Genomic DNA, 22,928 nt, shown 5'->3' on the forward strand with positions numbered 1-22,928 from the left:
AGGGTAAAAAGAAAAGTGAAAATTTTCTTTGGGTTACTTCATCAGCAGCATCTTTTTAGTTTGGATATATTGTTTTTCTCCGGCAGAGTTAACTTCAAGCATATATAAATAAACTCCTGATGCTAACTGTCTTCCATCAAATTCTATTTCCTGATAACCAGCTTCAAATGTTTTATTATCTAACACCTCCGTAACTAATTGACCTAGAAGGTTAAATATCTTAAGGGTAACATTACTTTGTTTAGGTAATGCAAACCTGATAACTGTAGTAGGATTAAAAGGATTAGGATAATTTTGAGATAAGCTAAATTCAGTCGGTATCATTCCGGTTTGCTTTTGCAATATATATTCACTTGAACCTACAAGAATGCTGAAATTTTTTGAAGCAGTATTTTCTCTTATCCTAAATGATTCAGAAGTTTTCAGATTATAAAGTTTGGAAAGGCTTTTATCCAATAAATAAACTTCCTTGTCAGCAAAATTTTCAGTTCCGGTTATATTCATACTTACAGATTGGTCTGATAAATTCTTAACATTAAACTCAAACTCCTGCCCATCGTCAATAATTGGTCTGTAATCTTTTTGCAGAAATTTATAGTTAGTCTCAAGTTTATTGTTGACCAGATTTATATTTACATCGCAAAACTGTGAAGGCGGTGCAAAAACATCCATCATATCAACACCCTCGTTAGCCTGCTCTGTAATTCCAATATTCACAGATGCTCTAACTTCTGAATTATCTGTAAGTGTTATCTCCAATTCATTGCTGTTTACTGAGTTTTGCTTTGGTAAAATTGATGTTGTTGAATAAGGTATCTTAAGTACAGGTAATCCTGTGTTGTTAAAGAAGTAATATCCGTTATAAGGTTCTAAAGAGCTTGGATTAGTATAAGTGCCATTCTGAAAGAAATGGATAGGTTGTGTAATAGCATTAGAGTTCTGGACTGCAAGCCAGGAAATATTTTTATCAAATGGATTTGAAATAAGGTTCCATTCACTATGAACAGGAATATCATAAAAATTATTATCTTCAACTATAACAGAATTAACGCTTTGATTAACGGTTATAGAGTTTTTACTTATTACCCAAAAAGCTTTACCCGGTTCAAAATTAAAGACAGCACTGCCATCAAATTCTGTAAAAGCACCAGTACCCGGATCCCAGAAAGCACGCCAGTCTCCTTTTACTCCCGATGTACCACTGATTATATTGTTTATCGGAATAATATTTGCACCTGGCAAACCGATCATTTTATAACTTGAAGTCTGAGTAGCATCACCAAATGTATAACTTGTATTAAGTGTTATTGTGGTTGGATAATGTCCGGTAATGTAAGTAAATAATGATCTGCTTGAATTTATCCAGGAACTACCATTCCAATTTTGACTTGTCTGTTCTGTTAGATTATCGTTTGAGTCGTATGTATAAGAATTTTTTTGATTATTTCTCCAGGTTGAAACGTCCCAGGATTGAAATAATATCTCTGTAAACTTATAAGTTGAACTATAGGTTACAGAGTATTTATTTAGGTTAACCCACGCTCCTGCAACCCAGTCTTGAGAAATCAATCCTGTTATATCATTATGTGCATTAAAAGTGTAGGATGTCTTAAGATCATTTTCCCAAGCTGTTGAGTTCCAGGTCTGACTTAGATACTCTATTTGATTATTATTTGAATCAAAAGTATATGAATATTTTGAATTGTTCACCCAGGCAATGCCCGTCCAAGTAACATAAATCTGCTCAGTCATTTTATTATTTTGATTAAATGTACTTGAGCTTCTGGAATAGTTATTCCAAGCCGTTCCACTCCAGGTTTGATATAAATTTTCGATCTCATTTCTGTTAGAATCATAGGTATAAATATATTGTGAACTATTATCCCAGGACGACCCGTTCCAGATTTGAAATACAATTTTTGTTATTTTATTAAATGAGTTATATGTATAGACACTCCTGCTGCTGTTTACCCAGGCAGAACCATTCCAGTTTTGATAAGTTTGTTCAGTTCTATTATTATTTTGATCATAGGTGTTGAGGTATTTAGAATTATTAACCCAGGTACTTCCATTCCAAGTCTGATAGATCATTTCGATTTGATTATCTTTCTGATCATATAAATAGGAATATCTGAAACTATTTTCCCAAGCTGAAACATTCCAACTTTGATAAGTATATTGAGTGTTATTATCCCTGCTATCATAAGAATACAAATATTTGTTAGCATTAGCCCAGGCAACTCCATCCCAGTTTTGATAAGTTCGCTCAGTTGGCAAAAATCTCTTCTCAGCCATAGGTTTATAAAGTGAATTGCTATTCAGGGAACTTAAGAAATCTAAATTCGCTTGTAATCTTTCGGTACTGCTTGATGAATTAACTTGTTGATTTTCATTATAATCTGCAAGAGTATGCTTTAGTATTTCAATAAATTTTTCCAAAGCATTATCACCGTTATCCCGGTATGTACTTTTCTCTTGTGAAAGTATTTGCGCAGAGAAAAATAAAATTATTATTAAAAGTTTAGTTATGTATTTCATTTTCAATCTCGTCTTTAAATTTTTAATCAGTTTAATTCATTACTTAATAAATTACTTAAATAATTAAAATGTCAAGGTCTTGTAGGCGGATCAGCTAATATTACCTCTGGTGTTGTTGATTCATCTTTTTTACCCAAAGTCAGAACCGCAACAACAGCAGCTGCTACTACACCGCCTCCCACAGCTATCCAGGTCCAAGGGAATGAAGAGGCTTTCTGGACAGTAAATTTTTCTGCTTCAGAAGTTTTACCACCCATTATTGGGCTGTAAACAGTAACATCATATTCTCCTGTTTTTGCTAAGTCACTAGTAAGAACATCAGCAGTAAGCTCTGTGGAACTGACATAAGTAGTTGATTTAGAGACACCATTAAATTTTACAACAGAGCCATACGCAAAGTTAGTCCCTGTTACTTTTAACTTAATACCCTTTTCACCTTGATCAACATTATTGGGTGAAATACCTGAAATTTTAGGATTTAAAGTCAGTGCCATATTATCGATTATTTTTTGTAATGACGGCGGATCTTTAACCGGATCAACTTTATAATTAGGAACCATTATTAAAAGATTCTTCACTGCATCATTTGCTTCTTTTTCCAACTGAATTGCAATATAAACCAAACCTAAGATCCTGTATGCTCTGCCTTTCTCAAGTTCTCCTACATTCTCTTTCTTTAAACATTGTTCAATAAGTGCAATTGCTTCTGTCCATTTACCAGCTTGATACTCTTCTTCAGCTTTATCAAGTTGTTCAGTACATTGATCTTGAGTTTGTGCCCAAAGAACATTTAATTTAATTGAATCAGCATTAAACGTCAGAATTGGAGCAATAATTAAAATTGCTGCAATCAGTGTTATGCTGTTAATCATTTTTTTCATTTGAACCTCCTTAGAAATAATATTTAAAACCTTTACTTAATCAATTTTTTTTCTCAATTTATTTAAAGATTGAACTTACTTTGATTTAGTTAATTCAAATTCTTTTCTGTCTTCACGATCATTTGCTGCTTCATAAATACTATATGGCACCTCATATTTTTCTTCTTTTGAATTTACATATCCTTCTTTTTTGAGAACGATTTTATATGTGCCGGGTTTTAGCTGCAGCTGAACAGGTGTATATTTTCCGGTTGTACTTCCATTAATAAATATTTCACAATACGGCGGGTTAGAAATTAAAGTAAGCTTTGCTATCCTGCTTAAATCATAAACAAATTTTTGACTGCCGCCAGTAACATTAATAGTCATTGTTGGCGTTGAACCTAATGTTGGATGTGTTAATTTAATTTTATATCTGCCTGCTGGTAATTCAGTGTTAAAGGGAGAATTAGTATCCTGTGCTTTTAATTCATCATTGATATAGATACTTCCATAAGGACGAACCAGGATTTCAACCTTACCCAATGAGCCGGAAGATGAAATCAATTCTGCAGTAAGTGTAGTTGTTTTACTTACTTCAACTTCCACTGTTTCACTATAATCAGCAAAACCTTTTTTCTTAATTACTAATTTATGCTTACCAGCAGTTGTTTTTGAATTATTAAATGGTGTAGAACCAACAAATGCACCATCCAGATATACCGATGCTTCTGAAGGTTTTGAGGTAATTTTTAATCTGCCAAACTGATCTGCTGATGTTTCGGTTGCAGATGATAATTTTTTATTGATAGTCTTCGTTTTATTTAATAGTATCTTAAATGATTCAGTGTAATCAGTATAACCATCCTGTCTTAATACTAAATTGTAATCAGCAACTGGCTGTTCATTATTAAGAAAAGGAGTTTTTCCTACGGCTTCACCATTTAAAAATACTGTAGCACCAGCCGGGTTACTATCTATTTTTAAAATTCCAAAACCTTTGAAATTAGGATCCTTTGTAAGAGTAAAATTAAACAGCTTCGAGCTTTCTTTCTGAACATCAATTTCTGTATCTAAAACATTAAATCCAGCCTTTTCAACTCTTATCCTGTGTTTACCGGAATTAATGGAATAATTTTCGATTGGTGAGTTGTTAATTGGATATCCATCAACAAATAATTTCGCTCCCGAAGGATTAGTTGTAATACTTATTTTCTCTTTTTGGATTGGTCTTAAATTAAATGAAACGTTTTCATTCATACCGGATTCAACTGTAATAATCGTATCAACAGATAAAAATCCATCTTTGCTTACAGTTAAAGATATTTTTCCGGCAGATTCCAATTTATAATCCTTAACGGGTGAAACTCCAATTGATTTTTGATTAAGCATTATATCAGCATCAGAAGGATTTGAAGTAATTGACAAATAAGTTTCATCTGTCGAATTGCCACCGGGTAGAAATAAAAATAAAGAAGCAGCTAATAACACTATAACAGCTATAGACGGGAATAAAACAGCGGGTTTCTTAAAATCAAATTTACTGCTTTGTTTAACAGTTGGTTCTTTTACTACACGTTCAATAATTGTAGTATCCTGAGATTTGCCTTTACCTTTTTCAGGATGATATTCTCTTTCAAAGCTGTATATATCTTCAAGCATTTCATCAGCAGTTTGATACCGTTTATCAGGATCTTTGTTGATTGATCTGGAAATAATTTTTGTAAATTTTTTCGGAATACCGGCATTAAATTTTACTGGTGAAGGAATTTCTCCATCAACAATAATTTTTTGAATAGTAAAATCAGAATCAGTTTTATCAAACGGAACCCTACCGGCAATCATTTCATAAACAGTCATTCCTAATGAATACAAATCACTGCGTAAATCAACATTCTTTAACCCTTTAACCTGCTCTGGAGACATATAATATAAAGTTCCTGCTCTTGCCTGAGTTACTGTACTTGCAGGACCTTTTTGTTCAACTACTTTTGCCAGACCAAAATCTGTTACTTTTACTTTGTTAGTACCGGATAAAAGAATATTACTTGGTTTGATATCGCGATGTATTACACCAACCTTGTGGGCATGACCAATAGCATTAAGAAGCTGCTTAGTTATTGATATAGCATCTTGAATATTGAACGGACCATTTTCCTGAAGGTATTGGGATAATGGTACAGATTCAACATATTCCATCACCATAAAGAAACCGGCATCTGTTTCCCTTAAAGCATATACACCAACTATGTTTGGGTTTTCGAGTTTTGCTAATGCTTTTGCTTCTGTCTTAAATCTTCTGACAAAATTCTCATCCCTTGCAAGAAAAGGATCAATCATTTTCAATGCAACGATTTTTTCAAGATTAGTATCAAGCGCTTTGAATACAACGCCCATACCGCCTCTTCCAATCACTTCAAGGATGCGATAGCTATCGACAGTTTTACCAATTAATGAATCCATTTACATTACCGAATGTATAATACTATATTTAATTTTTTTCGAATGCTGATTTAATTGTAAGATTGCTGAATTCAACTTCAACATTTGAGTCAGCAAAAAAACCAAACTTACCTTTAATAAAATCGCTGCTAAGATACGATTCTAAAAGTTTATTGTCATTATATATCATTATCCAGGGACCAAGACATTTCAACTTTATTTGAAATCCTTTTTTACCTGTATCCATAATCTGTTTGCCGGTTACAATTGTTTCCTTTTTATCATCATTAACTTTAATTAAGGAATAACTACGCGAATTGTTCAACAAGAATAAATAATAATTTTCGTTCCCGCTGTTTTCATCTCTGTTATATCCAACAATAACGCCTGCATTTTCATTAGAATATTCATCAAAGCGAACATCAACATTTAAGTCAATATCTTCCATTGCCTGTTTAAAAAAAATCTTTTTAGATTTATTTGTTTTCAGAAACGCTATTCTATCGTCATTATTCTTAAAATCGCCTGCCGATAATCCGGGTTTTTCCCAATTACTTAAATTAAAGTTTGCAAAGATTATTTCCTTTTCATCATCATCTTTGTTTACTGTTTTATCATCAAGCTGTTTTTTCAGCTGGTCTTTATTTACCTTCGGATTTTTATTGTTATCGGATAAATTTTTATTATCAGATTTTTCAATTATCATTATTTTATTGTTTAACTCTTTATCATTTGGATCAAGTGTATAAGCTTTTTTAAAATTTAACAAAGCTTCATCTTTTTTGTTAACAGCTAATAATTCATTACCAGCTTGAATATATTTCAAAATCACATTCTCTCTGCCACTTAATGCACCAATATGCAGCGGATTCTGGTTTAAAATTAAATTATAAAGAACCATTGCACTATCAAGTTTACCTTCAGATAACAGATTATTCGCTTCAGTCAAAAGTGCATCAGGATTTTCATCTGTAATAATTTCTTCCTTAACCATAGTACTATCAGCAGCAGTGATATTCTTTTTAGAAAAAAGGTCAGTTATTTCTTTCTGATAAATTAAAATAAAGACAGCAATTAAAATGATCAGCAATAATAATACTGTAACCGGAAACCAGGAATTTTTCTTTTTAACTGCAGGTGTTTGTTTAATCTGATTATCATTCAAGTTTTCATCAACTATTTTGACTACCAGTACTGTAACATTATCATTTCCACCGCGATCATTTGCCAGGGCAATCAGTTTTTTGCAGGCTTCCTCTTCAGAATTACTTAATACTATCTTTTTTATCTCTTCAGGAAGCACTTTTGAAAGACCATCTGAACACAAAACGAAACAATCGCCACCGCTTATTAAAATATTTTCAATCAAGTCAACTTCCAGATCGGTTTCAATCCCCATAGCTCTGATTAATACAGATTTGGAAGGATGATTTTTTGCTTCTTCCTCCGTAATAATTTTTTTACGTACCATTTCCCCAACTTCTGTATGATCGTTTGTAAACTGAATTATATTATCATCAGAAATTTTATAAATCTTACTATCACCAACATGGGCAATATGTGCCCTGTCATTTTCTATTACAAGAGCCGAACAAGTTGTACCTTTTTTGCGGAATTGAAGAGCATCCTGAGAAGTTTGATTGATTTTATAATTAGCTTTTTTAAATGAATATAAAAGCGCACTGGAAATAATTTCAGAATCAAAAGAAAAGTATTCGTTTCCAATAACATCAACCGCTGTCTGGCTTGCTTCTTTACCTCCGGTATGTCCACCCATTCCATCGGCAACCATAAACAAAATGCCTTTGGATTGGTACATATTTAAACCATCTTTTGGAAATTTACCAAAGCTGTCCTGATTTTCAGTTCTTACAAGACCAATATCGGAAGCTCCAAAATATTTTATACTAAGCTGCTGCTTTTCTTTCAATAGATTCAACCTTTTAGAGTTAATTGAGTTGCTGTAAACTACTTAATAATGGATTATCAAAATCAAACCCGAATAATCTTGGATTTTCACCAATTACTGCGGCAGAAAAGATATAGAAAACATAGTTATATGTTTCATCTGGAATTCTTTCTCGATACTTAACAAGTAAATTCCAAAAATTTCTTTGTTTCGGATCTTCGGGTAATTCGTTGACAAGTTTTCTGAAATTATTTTCGCCCCAATTGTATGAGCCAATAACAAGTAAGCCAGAAGCTTGAGCTTCAGTCTGGTAAATAAATTTAATATACTTAGCAGCAGCAGTTGTAGCTTTAGGTACATTAAAACGATCATCCAAGGGATCGTACTGATTTAGCTCAACTAAAGGTCCTGTTTCCAAACCATACTGCCGCGCAGTCATTGGTATAAACTGCCACATTCCTTTTGCATATCCGTATCGTGTTATTGGTCCAACAATATCAAACTTAAAGTCACTTTCCTGCAATGCCAGATAAAAAAACTGTGGAGGCAGGCTCTGTTTTAAAAACGCTTCAATTATAGGTCGGATATAATTGTTTTCCTGTGCACGTGTTATTGCTGATTTTAATCTTGGAGATGACTTCCACTTGTTAATAAATGTTTTTACTTCTCCAACAAAATTTTCAGGCATATTAATTTCGCACTCACCAAATAATCTTGCCATTTTAAGAATCAACCTGTCCTCTTCACTAAGATCATAAACATCAAGTTCACCAACATACTTATCGTAAATTTTTTCCATTCTGTTATAATCACCGCGCATTTTTTCAATAGTCTGTTCAACTTCAGTATTACCGGCATTTTCCACAGCAGATGATAATTTTGAGAGCTGAATATCAATCCCTTTCATCTGATAAAAGATTGATTCAGCCAGTTCTTTTTGTTCGTTAGCTTTAATATGCTGATAAACTGCATAAGCTGAGGCAAGTATTCCAATAAATGCAACAAGAGCAATTATCAGCCAGTATTTTTTCGATTGCTTTTTCTGAACAACTTTAAATGCCTGCTGTATCATTCTTGTATGATCGCCGGCATTAGGATTATTACCTTCCTGTTCAAAGTAACGCTGGATATAACTTTGCAAAGAACTATCGGTATCGGATGCACCAGAAGTTGATGATGGTTTGCTTTCAGTGTCTTTAATTAATTCTAGTTTAACTATAGGACCATTCTTCCCCAATTCAAGTTTAATCGGATTGGATAATATAATGTGATCAATTTTTTTTCCATCCAGATAGGTACCGTTACTGCTAAACAGATCAGCAATAAACCATTTACCTTCTTTATAAGATATCTCCAGATGATCACGGCTTACTAAGCCATCATCAATCTTAACTGCACAGGTATCAACACGTCCGATACGAAAAGTGTCTTTAAAAAAGTATTCTTTCTTTTGTGATTCTCCTTTTTCTATGGTTAATCGGACAATAGTTTTATTCTGTTCATTTTTTATTGATGTAGGTTCTGTACCCATAGTAGAAGCATAATGTCAATTCTTTAAGATAAAGTATTTATTTTTTGTCTTGATTAAAACTAAGCATCATTCTTAATACAGCAGGCCCAATCGTTTGTCTTGTTTTTTTTGTAAATGTTGCCGTAAGTTTATACGCTTTTTTATTACCCATTACATAAATCTGATGCTGATATATTCTTAAATCATCTGTAGGATACCAGCTAAAAATTGCTTCATAGGCATCGCTGCCATTTGTTAATTTTGTTGCACCTTGTTTAAGAAGCATACAGGATTTTAATTCGCTTTCCAGTGTTTGTATCTGTATCTGGGAATATTCAGTAAGATCTTCAGCAGCTGGTTCTGTATCAATTGTAACAATAACATTATGTTTAATCCCATCTGTAACGGGACCTTCCAAAGTGTAAATTGTTTTATCTTTCCAATCTTCAAGCTGCTCTAACAAAAAACCATTGCCTTGAAACGGAATTGTTTTGTCTTTTACTGCAGGCTGCTGCGATTGTTGTGACTGCTTTTGAGGTTCAGCTTTTTGCTGAAGCTTTTCAGTAGAAGAGGCTTCAGCTTTTTCCGGCAGCTTAACTTCTTCCTCCTTTTTAGGAGGCTGATTTTGAAACTGTTTATAATATTCCGGGATATCCATTTTAATCTACACCTTCATCAGATAAATGCTCAATAAGAGAAATCCACTCTTTGGAAGATTTAATTCTTTCAATTTCCTTATCTTTCTGATCATCAGTCATGTTCAAAAATAATCTTTCATTCATCATTAAGTCTTCTTCTGTTTCTTTAAATGCAGTAAGTCGGCGTAGCATAAGATACCCTTCATCACAAACACGACGAGGAATAGGTAGTTCCTCCATTAGGGCTTGAGGCTCTGTATCATCCAGCTTTCTTTTATCAAGAAGCATGGAATTAATTACAGAAGTAATTTTATTTCTGTTATTTAAAATAACAGATACCAAAACATCTGTTTCCCAAACAAAATTATCAGCATTTTTTGTATCTAACGATTCCATAAGAGGAGTAAATGCTAAGTCGCCTATGGACAATAATACCATAGCAGCTTTTTGAGCTTCTTCTTCCTTATCGGAGTGCAGAATTTTTACTAATTCAACTGCATCTTTTCTTGATTCTTCTGATATAACCTTGCTAAGTGTGTCTATCTTTTTATTGTCTTGTAATTTAATCTCCTTAAGTATCGATGAGATATTCTTGTTTTCCATTTTTGGTTCCTCATTTATTGATGAATCATTACAGCTTGATAATAAGAATACAAATAGAAGATAAATAATATAAAGTCTGTTCATTCTTGAACTCTTGAAGTTTTTAGTAAAGTTGAAACTTTGTTTTTCCTCTTCTACTTCTCAGAAAATTATTTGTTGATCTTTTGGCATATTCAAGGCTGCGCCACCATGATTGATAAGCATTTACTTCTGAATAACTCAAAATATAAAATAACCAGTAGCACCACCCTCTATAATCACCGGGTCTGTCAGAAAAATATGCAAACCGGTCGGTAGGTGGAATATCTCTTGCCCAGTTTTTATAGGGATTCTTTCTTATAATTTTCCAATAATGGAGTTTAGAACTACATCCGAAATGACAGAAGACTTTGCATTTCAATTCTACTGCTCCTAAGTCATAAGGGCTACTAAAGGTATTTTCCCAGCCTGCATGAAGTAAAATGTGATTTTCTCTTTTGAAAAAACCCCAATAGCGGTTTGAAGGAGATTTAAATGCATCCAGCACATAGTTCTTTAATGAATCTGGTAAAGTAATTCTTCTTAAATCAAGTTTTGCCTCGGGATGTCTGTCATTAATTGATGGAGGTCTCTCCTCAACTGCAACCGGGGCAAATTTATACTTATGGTGTAAAATGTCAGAAAACGGAATCCCAACAAATGGATACGCAAGGCGAAATATTCCATTACGATTACTATCACCCTGTTCCCATCTATCGCCTTCAATATAATTATCGGATGAAATATCAGGATCAAAGCAGGTTCCTCTGCCGTAGCGCGAGTGTCCGGCATAGATAACATGAATCCCTGGTGTTTCCAATGCTTTGTAAAAATCATCTTTACTTCTTACAATTTCAATAAAAAAATGTACTTGTTGATCATCACTGATATATTCAAAGTGAGTTGAATCCAAAGCAGTAAAGTTTGAAGTAAAATTATTTTTTAAAAAATCTTCTAATGGTTCTTCAGAATATCTGCTGTCTCTGGCTTTTCTTGCTCTTAGGTCATCATCACGAAAATCTAGCCCTTGAGCCACAATAATTTTCCGTCTCTCGTATGTTAATCTAAAAGCACTTAACGAACCTGATGAACCAGAACTTGTTCCGTCAGTCATATTATAACTTGTTTATCTATAAGTTAATTAGTTGTAATTCTTATTTTGATTTGCCTATGCCTTTAATATTCTCAAATTCAATTTCGTATTTACCAGGCGGGACATTTTCAATTTTTGCATATCCATTTGAATCGAGCTTCCCTTCTTTATTCTTTCCATCAGAAAATTTAATTTTATACGAAATATCTTTCAAGGGATTTCCTTCCTGATCCTCAAGTTTTATCTCAATCCAATCTTTAAACTTTAATAAATCCGAATCAGCATAAACACCGCCTACATCAACCCGAAAAAAATATTCAGGGTTTTTATATCCTTTTTCTGTCTCCTGATCGGTTGGTATGTTTTTGGTGTCAGTCTGAAATTTAAATTCCCAATCAACTTCTATCTTTTGATTCTTTACATTTGTTTTAAGACTTGCGATCAGATCATGTGCGCCATCATCATCATGTTCAAAAATTAAAACCTTACATTCAGCTCCTTCATAAGTATCGGTAACATCTGCAGAAATCTTTAAGACATCACCTCTCCTTGCTTCCTGTTTATCCCACTTTAGATTTTTAATCTTCGGCGGTAGGTAAACATATAAACAATTGGATTTTTTACTCAATCCAAGCTTTGATAGCTTTACTTCAGCGTATAACTCATCTTTTGCTTTTTCAGGAATTTTTATTTTGGTTAATAAATAATTACCGGCAATCTTAGTTTTAATGGTATCAAGCACTTTGCCTGAAGCATCAGATATTTCTATTTTAACTTCAGAGTTATTACCGACAAAGTGTGTATTAATCTCAAGCCCAACCTCTGCACCATTACACCCGATTCCGGCTGTCCATATTACCCGGTCAATTGATGACTTAAGTTTTATTTTATTTGATTTACCTGTATTTCCTTTGTGGTCAGACATTTTTATTCCATCAGATATACAGTTGTATTTGTACAGAACATCAGCCTTCCCTGATCATCTAAAACGGGCGGTGCAAAAATCTTTCCCTCAGCTTCAAAGTTTAATGATTCATTTCCTTTTGCATTCAGTCTTATCAGCTTATTTTCTGCAGCAATGATAATGGAGTTATCAGCAAATGCTGTTGCAGAGTTAATACCTCTGATTAATTTAGACCAAATAAGCTTCTTATCTTTAATACAAAACACTTTGTTGTTAGTAAGAATAAATACAAATCCATCCGGTGTTAAGATTGGCGGACACAATACAGGTCTTGCATCAACAAAATCATCTATAACCTCAACAGAATACTTTTCTTTTCCATCAAAACTTATACACTTAAGATTTACAAAATGTTTTGAAGAAGAAGCTAAATAAATATCACCTTCTTGGGAACTGCTTGCAAAAACTGAATTATAATCCTTTGGTAAATCAAAACTGTAATCCGGATTGGCTTCATCCGACTTTTTTCCTAAAATAAATATCTGCCCCTGAGTTGGTGAAAAGGTTAGAACAAAACCTTTTTCATAATTAACTAATGGTAATGACGGACAAATTTGATTATAATATCTCTTATGCCAGATAAAACCTAAACTTTTTTTTGCTGCCTGATAGATTAAATATTCCGGTACTGAAGTATCAACAATATCTGAATAATAAATCTGAGCTATTAAACCATCTGCATCTGGTTGGAAAAGTATTAGTTGTGATTCATCAATTATCCCGCTTATCGGGTACTTACTAATCATTATGTTATTTTGATAATCAATTGCTTCCATATCATCTTTACGGGCAGCTGACTGATAGAAAAGCAGCTTATTATTTAGAACAACCTGCGAACCATACCATTTGGATCGCCTCCATTTAATTTTCCCTTCCCCGCTAAAACAGATTATTTCGGACATGTTATCCAGAAAATAATCCTTACCATCAGTTAAGATTAATCTGATTTCATGATTAGATGCACTCTTATCACCGATCTCAATTTCTCTTAGAATTTTGCCATTAACTTTTGGAATTGAGTTAATAAAAGAATCGTGGCGAGAATTTGAATAATACTGTGTGTACATATTATTAACTAAAAAAAAATTATAAATCAAACATAGTATAATTAGCATTGCCTACTCCAGGGCTGCCGACCCAATTAATTATTGTACTAAAATCTGTTTTTATCAGGTTTCCATTTCCGGTTTCTTTCCCAAAAAGATATCTGATGATCTTTTCTTTATCAGTATCCCAATCAACCTGTATTCTTTTTCCTGAAGTAGTAAAATTATTTCCAAGTCTGAAAGTTACTTCAATATCATACTGGGAATTAGCTGGAGCTGTACCTGTATAAACCTGATAACCTGGAGTAAAAGCAACAAATAAATTTTTAATGTCGTTACTGTTCGATGTTGCTGCTCTAAACTTATTATTAAGCATAACACCAATATCATTATTCAATCTTTGAGCCCAGCTTCGTTGAGATTCAAAATTCCAATTTTCAGTACTAGAATTGATAAACTTTAATGCAAGCCGGATTTGAACAACAAGAATACCATTAAATGTCTGACCCTCTTTCGCCATAATTGAAAATTCATCATCACCGAGTTTATATATTAATAAATCTACATTATGATTGGGAGAAATTAAATGATTGTTTATTGAATAAGAGGCTAACTCAACATTCCGATATTTGTCGTCCAGAAAAAAATTATGTTTGTGCTTAAGCCCTTGAAAAGTAATTTTAAATTTTGTGTCTTTCAGAAATTCGTTTAATTGTTTACCAGAACCGGATTCATCATTAATCCAAAGTATATATTTCCAATAATTTCTGATACGCGGAGTACGGTTATGATACATTCTTGCTAATTCATCAAACCTATATGGACCTCCAACAGCAGTATATGGCTGATCATATCTTGGTAGTCCGATCCACACGTTACTGCCTGTTTCATAATTATAAAGATAAGAATCCCAGTTGCCTGTAGCATGACCCATTTCATGGTGATTGGTTAGAACTGCATAAGTGTTTCCATCAACGTCCTTCAAAGAATTATTTGGATCAGGCGTACCAAAATAAGTAGGGTCAGCCTGGTAATCTCTGCTGCGGAATTTAGCATCACCGGTTCTCATCCAGGCGCCATTTGTGTTATCAGTAACACTAACTAAACATTTATGTCTGTCACCATTGGTATCGTTTTTTGCTTCCATATAAAAGAAAAGTCTGAGTAAAATATCTTCTGAGCCTGAATGCTTTTCAATTAAATAGTTTTTGTTCATCCTTGTCATCGCATTAGTCATTCCTTCTTTACGATGATTTGTTACATCAGCTGCTGTTCCGCCTTGATTGAAAATAAATCTGCAATTCCAATAGACTATTAAATAGTTAAGCGGCTTACCATCCAGTTCAGCACAGTCATGAAAATAATGCATTTCGTAATTACCGCAGCCAGTTAATGCGTATGCTTTAGTCCTATCAGCAGCATCAGTTGCAATCACACTTTTTGATTTATGCAAAGATGTATCGTCTTTTATTGCCAGTCTTGCACCAACAACATGATTTTTTTTATAATCAAAAGAGGTGTCCCCTTCGCCGGATCTTTGAAGTCCAATATCGTAGAAGTTATTACAAAAATAAACTACCCGGGTAAATATTGGTACATCGGTTATAAGATTTTTATTAAACTTACAATTTGTAAATACCGGTTGATCAGTATCCGGATTATAGATTTTCATCCTTCGTAAGTTCTTGTTCTTTCCATCAACCGTTTCCATAGTATCATAATCAATACAAAACAACGCATAACGAGAATTATCATCCAAAGCCAAAGCAGTACCATTCGGTTTTTTATCAGATAAAATTTGACTTTTGGAAGAATCCACTAATACAATATCATCCAATGAAAAAGTAAGCGGCTTTTCTTTATCAGTAACCTTATCGCCAAATGGTTTCAAATCAAGTTCATCTTTAAATACTTTCTCAAACCTATCACCTTTATTTATATCTCCATCGTAACGTGTCCAATAATTTCTTGATGACCACTTTAATGGCAGATCATAATATTTCTGACGTTCTACAAAAGTTAATTTTTTTATTTCCTCAATAGTTTTTTCAACAATTACGGGATCAGTGCTGTCATCCTGAGTAAATATCCATTTATTTTTTGCTTCAAATTCAAAATAAAATTCTTTTCTTTCCGGCTTTTTTATCTTTTTCCCAAACTTAACTTTAATAAAGTAAGTGTCATCTTTATAAATTGTTTCGCTGGATATTTCTTTCTTATTATCTTCATAAACCTTAAAAGTTAAACCATCAGGCACCGGTAATTGTTTTTTCTGAATCTTGTCGTAGAAAACTAATTTAAGATTATAAACAACATACTTTAAATCAGCAGGGTCTATGTATAATTGCTTAAAGTAAAATTTCCGCCAAAGAGGGCACTCTTCTTCTTTATGTGTGCGATTCTTTACTGCAGGGCAATTTATTTCTGGAATTTCATCTTTATCAAAGAATAGTATTTCTACTCTTCTGTTACGCTGTGATCTGTAATTGTCTTTATTTTTTGATTCAATCGGGAAAGATTCACCACATCCTAAAAAAGGGTTTTTATCATCAATAAATTTAACATCTGATTCTCTTCTTGCATTCAGGTCTGCAATTGAAATTTCAAGCGCTTCAGCTATTTCCTTTGAGTAAAGATCATAAACATATTCCCAAATTTCTTTAGGCCATCTATGTTTAGAGTCATTATTAACTAACTTAAAATTTTTATCAGCATTTGCTGAATCAATCTTATTAAAGAATTTTTGTGTAGCATTTCTTGTAGCATCATTATATTTATCATTAATTTCTCCAGGGTTGCATCCGCAATTTAATTTTGGTTCAAAGTATTTCATTATCTGCTGATAATCTTCCACTTTATGTCTGTTGTATGATAACTCAGCCCATTCTTCTCTTTTTCCGATTAATATGTAAAGAACATTTTTTGCTCTTTCATCCGAAAGAGTAAAATTAAATTCGGGTGTACCAGAGGTATCAGTATGACCGGTTATGATCATTCTTACCTCCGGATCAAATTCAAATTGTCTAAAAACAACAGCGAGCGCTCTGATACCAGTTATATCCAGACTCTCATCATTAGATTGAAGATCACCATCTTCTGAGCTTTTCCCCTTTGGATTTTCAGGCATTAACACACAGCTGTTAAGATGGAAAAGGACATCTTCCATTTCAAGTACAGACACTTTAACAAACTTCAGAATAAGTTCGTTCTTTTTACTGGTTAATGCAGAAGATTTGCCATTCCCAAATATATCGCTGAAAATAACATCAACTTTATTTTGATCACCATTACTCATATAATCACTTAGGGCTTAAACGAAATTTTAATTTTACCGGGCGGGATTTTTTCAATCTTTGTTTTTCCGTTACTATCAAGTTTTCCTTTCTTGATTTCTCCTGACGGCAGATAAATCTGATATTCTTTGTTGGCTAAAATATTACCTTCTTCATCCTTAAAAACTATCTCAATATCATCATCAACATCCAGTATTCCGGATTTAGCAACCATTTCATTACAGTAAGCATCAAAATAGAAAAACGGACGTGAGTATCTGCCGATGTTTTCTTTGTAATCAACAATCTTAATCAGATCTTCATCAACTTTTAACTCCCATTCTGTTTCAGCCTTATCACTATTGATATCAGCATCAAGTTTTGTTAATAAATGGTCGCTGTAATTAATATCTTTAACAAAAATCCTGAACTCAACCTTACTTCCATCTTTTATACCGATTGATTTTACTTTAAGTTTTATTTTGTCACCCATCTTTGCTTTTTCCTTAGACCACTCAGCGCCAAACAGATCAAATAATTCCACTTTACATTGTCCTTCTTTTAATGCATCGCGGGCTATTCTTCCATCGGAGTTAACTACTGCAGCAGATTCCTGATTGTCAGTATCGGTTAAAAGATAATTAACTCCGCTAACTGCATTTCCAGCTTCATCTTGTAATTCAAATTCAATCCAATGTTCATTTCTTGTTGTAGCTTCGACATTACCGGATAAAGCATTTCTTGCACCTGCATTTGCAGAAGCAGCTCCGCTTGATCCCGCACCGCCTCCGCTTCCGCTTCCACTGCCTGCTGTACCAATCATAACTGTCATACAACCCATAACAATAGAATCAGGCGGACCAACACAGGTAGCCATATCTCCCATTCTTGCAGCAGGCACTCCACCAATTAAAACTGTTGGACTGCCGGGCGGAAGGATTGGTCCTCCAACGTGTGGAATAGGCGGTGTACCTGGTGTAACCATCGGACACATGTGCATATCACCAACCCGGGCGGCTGGCATATTACCAATCAATACTGTCGGGCAGCCGGTAACAATTGCACCTCCGTGTGCACAAGTATCACCCATTCTTGCAGCGAAACTCATTTGTATTATCTCTGTTTATTATTAATTAATTTTAACTAAGGATCCTTTAATTGTATTTATTCCTGAGGCTTCGACTGTAACTAACGAACCTTTGACCTGAGTATTTACACCAGCTTCAACGGTTGTATTCATTCCTTTAATTTTATGCTCTGCACTTGCTTCTGCTGTAATGTTGAGAGCCTTAATCTTAAGATCAGCTTTAGCTTCTTGTTTAATATTAGCAGAACTTAGCTCATAATCCTGATCGGTTTCAGTTTTCATATTACCGGAATTGATTTTTGTATCCCCTTCTGTTTCGATAGTAAGATTTTTGGATTGGATTTTTATTTCTCCCTTAGGTGCAAGAATATCTATATCACCGTTCTTTGATTCTATCACAATTTTATTATTAGTTATATCAATTGTCAGATAATTGTTTCCCGGTTTATCCGAGAAATGAATTTTTTCACCTCCGCCGGAATCATCTATTTTCATAAAGTGACCATTCTTTGTCATCACCTCAAGTTTGGTATTTTTATCATCCATCAGAATTTTATGCCCTTCTTTACTGATGACTTCAATTTTCTGTTCTTCATCATTCATTATTAGTTTATGGTCTTCTTTACTTATAATTTCAATTTTTTTATCAGCATCATTTAAAGAGAGCTTATGATTACCTGATGAGGTTAAAGAAATTTTTGTCTCTCGTGATGAATCATCCATTACTATTTCATTACCGGATGCAGTTCGTATGATATTTTGTTTTCTGTTTTTCTGAGCAACAGGAGTTGCAGTAGATGGATTTGGAACGGTACCCAAACCAACAGGGCGGTCAGGATTTCCATCAACACAAGACCATAGCAATTCTGTTTCTTCATGATTCGGGAAATGGATTCCATATCCGGGTCCTGAATAAAACTGTGAAAGCCTTAAAGGCATTGTTGCTCCTTCATCACTAAGATCAAAATTCATCTTTGCCCGGTATCTTCCATGATCATCAATGGATGCATATTCGTCGCCGGCATTTGATAATATTTTAGCACTCATAATACCGGTTACTTTTGGTACTGGTGTATTTCTCAATGGTCTGTATTCGATACTGAATGGTATTGCTTCGAACTCACACTCAAAAGTTGGCTCATACTTTTTCTGATCAGGCAAAAAAGCAAAAAGACTTTTTTGCTGTCCTTTATAAGTAATACTTGTTAAAATATATTCGTTATTCCAATCATTACGATAATGTTTATCCATATTAAAACGATAACCAGCTCTGAACAATCTGCAATCACTTACTCCGTAAAAGATTTTACTCTGTGCAATAAATTCCTGATTTCTTACTTTCGCAAGAAATTCAGCTTCATTTTCATTCAGAAAATTATCTCCATAATCATAGTAAAAGCCCGGATCATTGTTATTTATCTGACTCTGACCAATCAATTGTTTTTCAGGAAACATATAATTGTAATCTTTTAGTTTTACCAGACCTGTAACAACTTTCTCCTTACAGCTTATTTCATGAATTGATTCATCTTCACCAAACGGGTCTTTGTTTAAATTAAATTTAATAGGTTCTTTGGAATCAATTTTAGGCAGGTTATTATTATTATCAGTAATTACTACTATATCTTTATCACTTGAGTGATCGAAATAATAGTAAATACCATAATGTTCAAGTCGTCTGTTGATAAAATTGAGATCTGTTTCTTTATACTGAACCAAATACTCACTTTCAGGGTATGAACTCTTTAAATCAATTTTAAAATCAATACTGGATTTATTGAATATAGTCTTAATTAAGTCTTCTATTTTATAATTTTCAAACACAGCATTCTGATAATTAAGACCAAGCCGCCAAAGCGAGGGAACTAAAGTAACTTTATAAAAATTGTATTCATTTGATTTGCCATATTGCTCTAAGTTTGAAATTATTCCGTGAATTTTAAATGGGTCTTCATCACCTCGATTAAAAACAAGTGCAGCGGGATTATTCAGGATTTTAGAAGAGTCCAACTCAAAATTATCAGAGATAAATCTGATCTGATATTCAAACAGCTCTGAAATTTTTTCTCTGCCTTCAAAAGACAACACATTAATACCTTCATTTTTCACTTCAGAAAAATGTATTTCATAATGCGGCTGGTTGTGTTTATAACTAACCATTACTTACCTCTTTTTAAAAATTTCATTTTAATAATTTTACATACTTAATTCACTGCTTCACAGATTCATTCTCTTAAACCGTCAATCAAAATGTCATCACTAAATAATAATCCAGTCTTAAGAAAATTTATATTTGAATGAACCGTCTTTAGCTTTTGTAACCATCAGTTTATCAGGTTCTTTGCCTTCAGCCATAAAGGCAATCATCTGAGAGGAAATTTCGGGTGCCAGTTTTTTATCAATAATTGCATCAATATTTCTTGCTCCTGTTTCTGCTCTTGTGCAGGATTCAAGAATATCATCAACAACTTTTTTATCAAATGATAATTCAAGTTTTCTGTTCTGCATCAAACGTTTTTTAATTTTATTTAATTTAATCTCAACAATCGGACGCATTGCCTCGGCATTCAATGGCAGAAAAACAATTGGTTTAACTCTTCCTAAAAACTCGGGTCTAAAATATTGATTAAGATATGGTCTTAACTCTTCGAGTAAATCTTCCGGAGAATTCATCCCTTCATTATACTTTTGAAATACAACATCCGAAGCAATGTTGGATGTCATAAAAATAATAGTATTTGAAAAATCAATATTTCTTCTGTCAGCATCCTGAAGCATACCTCTGTCAAAAACCTGCATAAAAAGATCTATTACACTTGAATTAGCTTTTTCAATTTCATCAAGTAAAACAACACAATAAGGTCTTCTTCTGACCGGCTCACTTAATGCACCACCTTCGCCATATCCAACAAGACCCGGATCAGCTCCAATCAATCTTGATGTATTATATTCGTTCTGATATTCTGTCATATTCAAAGTAACCATAAATCTTTCATCACCGAATAAAACTTCTGCAACTGCTCTGGCTAATTCGGTTTTACCAACACCGCTTGTTCCGATAAGCATAAAAACACCAATCGGTCCTTCTTCTTTTTTAATTCCGACTTTTGCACCCCGTAATACATCGGCTATTTGTTTAATTGCATGATCTTGTCCTAAAACACGCTTTCTTAATTCATCTTCTAATTGCAGCATAGTAGTCATTTCATCTTTAGTCATATTACCGACCTTAATTCCTGTCCAAGCTTCGATTACTTCTGCAACCGTGTTCTTAGTTACTTCTGCAAACACCTGTGGTCTTACATCCTGAATTTCACTAAGTTCTTTTTTAACCTTTTCAATTTCATCAATGATTGATTTATCTGCTCCACCGTTATTAGCTGCTGCAAATTTTTTCTTCCTTAATTCCATAAGCGTGCGTGTCAGTTCACTTTCCTTCAGCCATTTATCTTCTTTTTCTTTAACCTCTTTTTCAAGATTTTCTTTTTTTACTTTTAGCGCTTCAAAGCTTTCTTTATTAAAAGCAAGATCCATATCAGAATCTTTTTTAAGTGAGCTGATTGCCATTTCTGTAGATTTTAATTCGCTGATCAACAGTTCAAGTTTAGGCGGTTTACTTGTTAATGACATCTTAACTCTTGTTGCTGCAGTATCGAGTAAATCAACTGCTTTATCGGGTAATTGTCTTCCGGCAATATATCTTCTGGAAAGTTTAACCGCTCCTTCAAGCGCTTCATCAGTAATATGAATTCCGTGATATCCTTCGTATTTGGTTTTGATACCGCGCAGCATTAACACAGCTTTATCATCATCAGGTTCACCGACATATATCGGCTGGAATCTTCTTTCAAGTGCAGCATCTTTAGCAAAATATTTATTGTATTCAAGATATGTTGTAGCTGCAATTGCTCTGAACGAACCTCTTGCAAGTGCAGGTTTAAGAAGATTAGCAGCATCACCTCCGCCTGCAGAAGCACCTGCACCAATCAGAGTATGTGCTTCATCAATAAATAAAATTGCCGGTGTTGGCGAATTTGCTATTTCTGTTATTACAGCTTTCAATCTTTTTTCAAACTCGCCTCTCATTTTTGTTCCTGCTTGTAAAGAACCTAAATCAAGTGAATAGATTTGATTATTCTTCAATACATCAGGCACTTCATCAGAAGCGATCTTTATAGCTAAACCTTCTACCAAAGCAGTTTTCCCGACACCCGGTTCACCAAGAATAATTGGATTGGATTTTTTTCTTCTTGATAATACTTCAATAACCTGAATGATTTCATCATCTCTTCCAAGGATTGGATCAATCTTTCCATCTTTAGCCTGAGCTGTTAGATTTGTAGTAAACAAATCAAGGACTGTTCCATCGGCAGGAATTTCTTTTGCTTCTTCAGCTGATAGCATTTCAGATGCAACTGAAGCATCTTCAACTGAGCCTTTAAGAATATTATAAAACTCAGTCTTTAATTCTTCCTGTTTAATAGGTGCAAGAATATTTAACAAGTTGCTGCTTATTGCCTGCTCTGATGCTATAAAAACTTCAAACAATGCTCCTGATCTGATTTTCGTTTCGTGGTGATGGACGGAGCTTGTTATCCATGCTTGTTCCAGAAGTTCAGCAAGCAATGGAGACAGTTTTGGTTTGCCTGTATTTCCCTTTGTCATCTCTTCCAGATTCTTAATCACCCGGGATTGTACCTCACCCGCATCAATATTGTAATGTTTAAGAATCAAAGGTACATCACCCATTCCATCTTCGATTAAACAATTAAGCAGATGATCAAAAGTAATTTCATAATGTGAGCGATTTATTCCTAAACCAGTTGCCGTATCAAGATTTCTGATAAGATAGTTATTAAGCTTTACAAGAAGTGATTTTAAGTCCTTACTCTGCATTTTTATCTCCAGGAAATATTTTTATTTGATAATTAATTCTCATCAGAACTAT

The 22,928-nt window shown here is 33.7% G+C and carries 14 protein-coding genes; all 14 read right to left on the reverse strand.

Annotation, left to right across the window (positions count from 1 at the left end; genetic code table 11):
• Positions 1-33: 33 nt before the first annotated feature.
• Complete coding sequence (locus tag ROY99_14340) at positions 34-2,538, reverse strand: T9SS type A sorting domain-containing protein (protein MDT3697559.1); 2,505 nt, start codon at positions 2,536-2,538, stop codon at positions 34-36.
• A gap of 71 nt (positions 2,539-2,609) precedes the next feature.
• On the reverse strand, positions 2,610-3,419 hold the full coding sequence (locus ROY99_14345; GenBank protein ID MDT3697560.1) for an IPT/TIG domain-containing protein: 810 nt from the start codon (positions 3,417-3,419) through the stop codon (positions 2,610-2,612).
• 75 nt (positions 3,420-3,494) lie between these two features.
• Complete coding sequence (locus ROY99_14350) at positions 3,495-5,861, reverse strand: serine/threonine-protein kinase (GenBank protein MDT3697561.1); 2,367 nt, start codon at positions 5,859-5,861, stop codon at positions 3,495-3,497.
• A gap of 28 nt (positions 5,862-5,889) precedes the next feature.
• A complete protein-coding gene (locus ROY99_14355) occupies positions 5,890-7,770 on the reverse strand; it encodes a protein phosphatase 2C domain-containing protein (GenBank protein MDT3697562.1) in 1,881 nt (626 codons plus the stop codon).
• A 19-nt stretch (positions 7,771-7,789) separates the two neighbouring features.
• The gene (locus ROY99_14360; GenBank protein ID MDT3697563.1) at positions 7,790-9,280 is read right to left on the reverse strand and encodes an FHA domain-containing protein; all 1,491 of its coding nucleotides are present in this window, start codon (positions 9,278-9,280) and stop codon (positions 7,790-7,792) included.
• 37 nt (positions 9,281-9,317) lie between these two features.
• Positions 9,318-9,917 (reverse strand): DcrB-related protein, encoded by a 600-nt coding sequence (locus ROY99_14365; GenBank protein ID MDT3697564.1) that lies wholly within the window; start codon positions 9,915-9,917, stop codon positions 9,318-9,320.
• Between the two features lies 1 nt (position 9,918).
• Positions 9,919-10,500 (reverse strand): hypothetical protein, encoded by a 582-nt coding sequence (locus ROY99_14370; protein MDT3697565.1) that lies wholly within the window; start codon positions 10,498-10,500, stop codon positions 9,919-9,921.
• A gap of 103 nt (positions 10,501-10,603) precedes the next feature.
• Complete coding sequence (locus tag ROY99_14375; protein MDT3697566.1) at positions 10,604-11,632, reverse strand: hypothetical protein; 1,029 nt, start codon at positions 11,630-11,632, stop codon at positions 10,604-10,606.
• A gap of 40 nt (positions 11,633-11,672) precedes the next feature.
• Positions 11,673-12,536, reverse strand: a complete 864-nt coding sequence (locus tag ROY99_14380) for a SpaA isopeptide-forming pilin-related protein (GenBank protein MDT3697567.1) — start codon at positions 12,534-12,536, stop codon at positions 11,673-11,675.
• Between the two features lie 2 nt (positions 12,537-12,538).
• Positions 12,539-13,690, reverse strand: a complete 1,152-nt coding sequence (locus ROY99_14385; GenBank protein ID MDT3697568.1) for a hypothetical protein — start codon at positions 13,688-13,690, stop codon at positions 12,539-12,541.
• The gene (locus tag ROY99_14390) at positions 13,662-16,916 is read right to left on the reverse strand and encodes a hypothetical protein (GenBank protein MDT3697569.1); all 3,255 of its coding nucleotides are present in this window, start codon (positions 16,914-16,916) and stop codon (positions 13,662-13,664) included. The genes ROY99_14385 and ROY99_14390 overlap by 29 nt, the downstream gene beginning before the upstream one ends.
• Positions 16,917-16,924: 8 nt before the next feature.
• Positions 16,925-18,001: a PAAR domain-containing protein gene (locus ROY99_14395; protein MDT3697570.1), complete on the reverse strand. Its 1,077-nt coding sequence runs from the start codon at positions 17,999-18,001 to the stop codon at positions 16,925-16,927.
• 21 nt (positions 18,002-18,022) lie between these two features.
• Positions 18,023-20,140: a type VI secretion system tip protein TssI/VgrG gene (tssI, locus tag ROY99_14400; GenBank protein ID MDT3697571.1), complete on the reverse strand. Its 2,118-nt coding sequence runs from the start codon at positions 20,138-20,140 to the stop codon at positions 18,023-18,025.
• 117 nt (positions 20,141-20,257) lie between these two features.
• Positions 20,258-22,876 (reverse strand): type VI secretion system ATPase TssH, encoded by a 2,619-nt coding sequence (tssH, locus tag ROY99_14405; protein MDT3697572.1) that lies wholly within the window; start codon positions 22,874-22,876, stop codon positions 20,258-20,260.
• Between the last annotated feature and the right edge of the window lie 52 nt (positions 22,877-22,928).

It is taken from the genome of Ignavibacterium sp., from assembly GCA_032027145.1.
Classification (GTDB): domain Bacteria; phylum Bacteroidota; class Ignavibacteria; order Ignavibacteriales; family Ignavibacteriaceae; genus IGN3.

What these genes read in the sequence shown, in the direction of transcription:
- ROY99_14340 (MDT3697559.1), bottom strand. Translation starts at nt 2,538, where the DNA reads ATGAAATACATAACTAAACTTTTAATAATAATTTTATTTTTCTCTGCG.
- ROY99_14345 (MDT3697560.1), bottom strand. Translation starts at nt 3,419, where the DNA reads ATGAAAAAAATGATTAACAGCATAACACTGATTGCAGCAATTTTAATT.
- ROY99_14350 (MDT3697561.1), bottom strand. Translation starts at nt 5,861, where the DNA reads ATGGATTCATTAATTGGTAAAACTGTCGATAGCTATCGCATCCTTGAA.
- ROY99_14360 (MDT3697563.1), bottom strand. Translation starts at nt 9,280, where the DNA reads ATGGGTACAGAACCTACATCAATAAAAAATGAACAGAATAAAACTATT.
- ROY99_14365 (MDT3697564.1), bottom strand. Translation starts at nt 9,917, where the DNA reads ATGGATATCCCGGAATATTATAAACAGTTTCAAAATCAGCCTCCTAAA.
- ROY99_14370 (MDT3697565.1), bottom strand. Translation starts at nt 10,500, where the DNA reads ATGGAAAACAAGAATATCTCATCGATACTTAAGGAGATTAAATTACAA.
- ROY99_14375 (MDT3697566.1), bottom strand. Translation starts at nt 11,632, where the DNA reads ATGACTGACGGAACAAGTTCTGGTTCATCAGGTTCGTTAAGTGCTTTT.
- ROY99_14380 (MDT3697567.1), bottom strand. Translation starts at nt 12,536, where the DNA reads ATGTCTGACCACAAAGGAAATACAGGTAAATCAAATAAAATAAAACTT.
- ROY99_14385 (MDT3697568.1), bottom strand. Translation starts at nt 13,690, where the DNA reads ATGCTAATTATACTATGTTTGATTTATAATTTTTTTTTAGTTAATAAT.
- ROY99_14390 (MDT3697569.1), bottom strand. Translation starts at nt 16,916, where the DNA reads ATGAGTAATGGTGATCAAAATAAAGTTGATGTTATTTTCAGCGATATA.
- ROY99_14395 (MDT3697570.1), bottom strand. Translation starts at nt 18,001, where the DNA reads ATGAGTTTCGCTGCAAGAATGGGTGATACTTGTGCACACGGAGGTGCA.
- tssI (MDT3697571.1), bottom strand. Translation starts at nt 20,140, where the DNA reads ATGGTTAGTTATAAACACAACCAGCCGCATTATGAAATACATTTTTCT.
- tssH (MDT3697572.1), bottom strand. Translation starts at nt 22,876, where the DNA reads ATGCAGAGTAAGGACTTAAAATCACTTCTTGTAAAGCTTAATAACTAT.